Origin of the sequence: Streptomyces sp. MBT65 (assembly GCF_016612545.1) — a bacterium.
In the GTDB taxonomy this organism is placed as follows: domain Bacteria; phylum Actinomycetota; class Actinomycetes; order Streptomycetales; family Streptomycetaceae; genus Streptomyces.
In genome coordinates, this window is record NZ_JAENRY010000725.1 from 1 (window position 1) to 1,914 (window position 1,914).

The 1,914-nt window shown below is 72.8% G+C and carries 2 protein-coding genes and 1 pseudogene; 2 read left to right on the top strand and 1 reads right to left on the bottom strand.

What is annotated here, in order from left to right:
- Nucleotides 1-457: hypothetical protein (locus tag JHN63_RS51810; protein ID WP_200692045.1), on the bottom strand; the 457-nt coding region annotated here is incomplete at its 3' end.
- 269 nt (nucleotides 458-726) lie between these two features.
- Between JHN63_RS51810 and fmt the strand changes: the two genes are divergently transcribed.
- On the top strand, nucleotides 727-1,644 hold the full coding sequence (gene fmt, locus JHN63_RS51815) for a methionyl-tRNA formyltransferase (protein ID WP_200692046.1): 918 nt from the start codon (nucleotides 727-729) through the stop codon (nucleotides 1,642-1,644).
- A gap of 84 nt (nucleotides 1,645-1,728) precedes the next feature.
- Nucleotides 1,729-1,914 (top strand): annotated as a pseudogene (locus tag JHN63_RS51820) (rRNA cytosine-C5-methyltransferase); the annotation flags it as partial.

Genomic DNA, 1,914 nt, shown 5'->3' on the forward strand with positions numbered 1-1,914 from the left:
GCGGGAGGGTGGGGAGCGCCGGCATCGTGGGGAGGCCGGTGTTCACGCCCACCGGGCGGGCGCTCGCCGCCTCCGTCGTGCGCTCGGCGTCGGCCGCTGCCTGGGTCGCGGCGCGGCGGGCGCCGTAGCGGCGGTGCACTGCCTGCTTGGTGACTCCGAGGGCCGAGCCCACCGCGTCCCACGAGAAGCCGAGTGAGCGGTCGAAGTCCACCGCGGCCGTGACCAGGGTCTCGACGCTGTCCCGCAGCTCCTGCGCGAGGCGGACCGTCGGGGCGGGCGCGCGTCCGTAGACGACGAAGCCCGTGGAGGGGCCGGAGCGGCGCGGGCGGTAGACGTTGCCGAGCTGGGCGGTGAGCGTGCGCAGTGCGTCCACCTGCCGGCGGACCCGCTCGATGTCCCGCACCAGCAAGTGCAGGCTGGCCCGAGCCTGGGCGTCGTGGGTTGCGTGGTCGGCCATGAACAAGCCTCTCGAACCGGCGTTGAAAAGGATCGATCGGGCCGCGCGAATGCGGCCCATAGAGGTCAACTCTTTCTTGACCAACGCCTGTACGCTCCGCTGGTCACGCAACGGGGGCGTAGGGGCATATGCGTACGCCCCCGCTGAACCGGTGTGCGCTGCGGATGTCGGTGAGTTGACGGACGAGAGCCGCCGGGCGCTCGGGCCGGGACGCGCCATAGACTGGTGCGCTGCCCGCCCACCGTCGCCCGAGAGGCCCGAACCCTCCCATGAAGCTCGTCTTCGCCGGTACCCCCGAGGTCGCCGTTCCCGCCCTGGACGCCCTGATCGCCTCCGGGCGGCACGAGGTGGCCGCCGTCGTCACGCGGCCCGACGCGCCGGCCGGGCGCGGGCGCCGGCTGGTGGCGAGTCCCGTCGCCGAGCGGGCCGAGGAGGCGGGCATCGAGGTGCTGAAGCCCGTCAAGCCGCGCGACCCTGAGTTCCTGGAGCGGCTGCGCGAGATCGCGCCCGACTGCTGTCCCGTCGTCGCCTACGGCGCCCTGCTGCCCCGCGTCGCCCTCGACATCCCCGCCCACGGCTGGGTCAACCTGCACTTCTCGCTGCTCCCCGCCTGGCGCGGCGCCGCCCCCGTGCAGCACTCCATCATGTCCGGCGACGAGATCACCGGCGCCTCCACCTTCCTGATCGAGGAAGGACTCGACTCCGGGCCCGTCTACGGCACCGTCACCGAGGAGATCCGCCCCACCGACACCAGCGGCGACCTGCTCACCCGGCTCGCGTTCGCCGGCTCGGGCCTGCTCGCCGCGACCATGGACGGCATCGAGGACGGGACGTTGAAGGCCGTACCGCAGCCCGGCGACGGCATCACCCTCGCTCCGAAGATCAACGTCGAGGACGCCCAGGTGGAGTGGACGGCTCCTGCCCTGCGGGTCGATCGCGTGGTGCGCGGGTGCACTCCGGCCCCGGGCGCCTGGACCGTGTTCCGGGGCGAGCGGGTCCGGACCGTGCCGGAGCGGACCGACCTCGCGCCCGGGGCGCTCGCGGTCGGCAAGAACAATGTGTACGTGGGCACCGGTTCGTACGCCGTCGAGCTGCTGTGGGTGCAGGCGCAGGGCAAGAAGCCGATGCGGGCGGCGGACTGGGCGCGCGGGGCACGGATCGGCGCGGGGGAGAGCGTGGGGAGCTGAGAGGCGTGACGCCCAGCGCGCGTTCGTGTCCGTGCGACGTACGCTGGACGCACATCTCAGCCAGAAATCCGGAGCACCTTTTTCGTGAGCGAGCAGTCCCCTCGACCCCGTAAGCCCGGCAAGCCCTACCGCCGGCCGCAGAAGGACCCCGTCCGTTTCCTCGCCTTCGAGGCACTGAGGGCCGTGGACGAGCGGGACGCGTACGCCAACCTCGTGCTGCCGCCGCTGTTGCGCAAGGCCCGGGAGAAGGGCGACTTCGACACCCGGGAC